1 protein-coding gene is annotated in these 2,925 nt (G+C 49.7%); it reads right to left on the reverse strand.

The window, feature by feature from the left end; translation table 11 throughout:
- Window positions 1–486: 486 nt before the first annotated feature.
- Complete coding sequence (gene gyrB, locus VZT47_RS09925) at window positions 487–2,436, reverse strand: DNA topoisomerase (ATP-hydrolyzing) subunit B (protein WP_330224802.1); 1,950 nt, start codon at window positions 2,434–2,436, stop codon at window positions 487–489.
- Window positions 2,437–2,925: the final 489 nt, after the last annotated feature.

Genomic DNA, 2,925 nt, shown 5'->3' on the forward strand with positions numbered 1-2,925 from the left:
ATTTACACCCCAGGCGCTTTTCGTCAATCAGCCTTATCCGTGCCATGCTGCTTATGAGGCTAATCCCCTGTCATTCACATCGGAATTGACATAAACAGTACGCGAAAAGGCTCCCCTCACAGGCCCCCCGAAGTTCGGGGGGGCTGTCGCCGTAGGCGACTGGGGGGCTGTACGATCGTACAAGTCGAAAATGAGCCTGAAGGTAAACTCATCCCGGGGAGCTCCCGCGAAGCGGGTGAGGGGGAACTGCACTTTCGTCAGTAAAATTTCCTGTCGAACATGCCCGCCAAAGGCAAAATCAAAAATGCGGCGCTTATGAATTTGCGCCGCACCTACTCCAATTCCTATTCCCTGATTCCCAATTCCTTTTCACCCACAGTCATCATTCCAAAACGGCGGGCTTCATGAATTTGATGCCCGCCACCTCCCCGCACCCCGATAAAAAAGCACCCTGCCATAAATGACAGAGTGCTTTCTATTTCCAAATCACAAATCCAGATTGGTAACTTCCTTCGCATGGTCTTCTATGAACTGTCTTCTCGGTTCTACTTTGTCTCCCATGAGGACATTGAAAAGGTGATCGGCTTCGATGGCATCGGTTAATTCGACTTTCAGCATGACCCGCTGTTCCGGATTCATGGTGGTATCCCAGAGCTGTTCCGGATCCATTTCGCCAAGACCTTTATAGCGCTGAATGACACAGCCGTCCCGTCCTATTTCTTCCAGTACCCGGTTCTGTTCATCATCGTCGTAGGTATAGTATTTCTGCCGTCCTTTACGGATCTGGTAGAGCGGCGGCTGGGCGATATAGACATGACCTTCGGTGATAAGAGGTTTCATGTACCGATAGAAGAAAGTGAGAAGAAGGGTCCGGATATGGGCGCCATCTACATCGGCATCGGTCATGATGATGATTTTATAGTAACGGAGTTTGGAAATATCGAAATCTTCACCCACGCCGGTACCAAAAGCGGTAATCATGGTGCGGATGGCATCGGAATTGAGGACGCGGTCCAGTCTTGCTTTTTCTACATTCAGGATTTTTCCGCGAAGCGGCAGGATGGCCTGGTAACGGCGGTCACGGCCCGATTTTGCAGATCCTCCTGCGGAGTCCCCTTCGACGATGTAGATTTCCGTGAATTTCGGGTCTCTTTCGGTGCAGTCAGCCAGTTTTCCCGGCAGGCTGGATACTTCGAGGGCATTTTTTCTACGGGTCAGTTCGCGGGCCCGGCGGGCTGCTTCTCTCGCCCGGCTGGCGGTAATCCCTTTTTCTACGACGGCCCTGGCTTCTACAGGATGTTCTTCCATATAGGTATGGAGGCCTTCGGAAACGATATTGTCCACGATACCTTTGACTTCCAGATTTCCCAGTTTCGTCTTCGTCTGGCCTTCAAACTGCGGATTCGGCACTTTGACGGAAATGACGCAGGTGAGCCCTTCGCGGACATCATCGCCGGAAAGATTTTCATCATTCTGCTTCAGAATGCCGCTCTTTCTGCCGTAATCATTGATGACCCGTGTGAGAGCGGTACGGAATCCGGCCAGATGCATACCGCCTTCTACGGTATTGATATCATTGACGAAGGTATACATGTTTTCACTGTAACCCGTCTGATACTGCATGGCGATATCCACAATGACTTTGTCTTTTTCGCCCTCAAAGGAAATGACAGAAGGATCGACGAGATCTTTGCCTTCATTTAAATATTTCACGAATTCTACGATGCCGCCGGCATAATGGAAAACATCCTGATGCGTCCCGCCATCTCTCGTATCGGTCAAGGTAATGGTGAGGCCCTTATTCAGGAAAGCCAGTTCACGCATGCGGATTTTCAAAGTTTCATAATCAAAATCGATTCCTTCCTTGAAAATCCGGATATCCGGCTTGAAGGTGACGGAAGTCCCTGTTTCATCGGTTTTGCCATAAGTCCGCATGGATTCGGTGACTTCCCCGCGGGACAGTTTCATTTCATGATAATGGCCTTCGCGTCTGACATTGACCACCATCCATTCGGAAAGGGCGTTCACTACGGAAATACCGACGCCATGAAGGCCGCCGGAAATCGGATAACCGTCGCCCCCGAATTTCCCGCCTGCATGGAGGACCGTCAAAACGACTTCCATAGCCGGTTTTCCCGTTTCATGCATACCCGTCGGAATGCCGCGGCCATTATCGGTGACCGTACAGCTTCCGTCATCATTCAAAGTCACTTCGATATGAGTGCAGTAACCGGCCAATGCTTCATCGATACTGTTATCCACCACTTCATACACCAGATGGTGCAGCCCTCTGGCAGAGGTAGAACCGATGTACATACCCGGACGGAGACGGACCGCTTCGAGCCCTTCCAGCACCCTTATATCTTTGGCGCCGTAATCGCTCTTGCCATTTTCCTCTTCATGGCGGGCCTGGATTTCATGGATATCTTCAGCCATTGTACACTCCTTGGAAAAAAATACAGCGGTAATACGCCGCTGTTTTATATTATATACATTATAATATATACCACTTTAGCTTTATTATTATATCACATTTTACGGGTTTCCGCACGCTTTTTCGCCCCGTGGGCAGTCAGTAAAATAACTGAAAATATAATATCCGAACTGACTTCGCTATAACCTCTGTTTCGGGAATATCGGGATGATTTCGGGGATGCCGGGACTGTCGGGAAGGAGCGGCGCAAAGTATTGATTGGGAAATGACGAAACAGGCAAGGGACAGGTGACTCTTACATAAAGCGGGAAGGCTCTCCCCCCGGGAACACCGCAAAGCGGTGAGAAGGCAAAGGGGCTGTACAATAATTACACAATATGTGGAAATACCGGAAGTGATAAAGTTATCAGTTATCAGTTCATAGTAATCAGTGCAGGAGGCCCGCATCAAACTGGATGGCGGGCCATTTTTATACACAATTCTCCTGGAGA

Source organism: Dialister sp., from assembly GCF_036343215.1.
Classification (GTDB): Bacteria; Bacillota; Negativicutes; order Veillonellales; family Dialisteraceae; genus Dialister.

Coding starts and splice junctions, on each gene's coding strand:
- gyrB (WP_330224802.1), bottom strand. CDS start 2,436: ATGGCTGAAGATATCCATGAAATCCAGGCCCGCCATGAAGAGGAAAAT.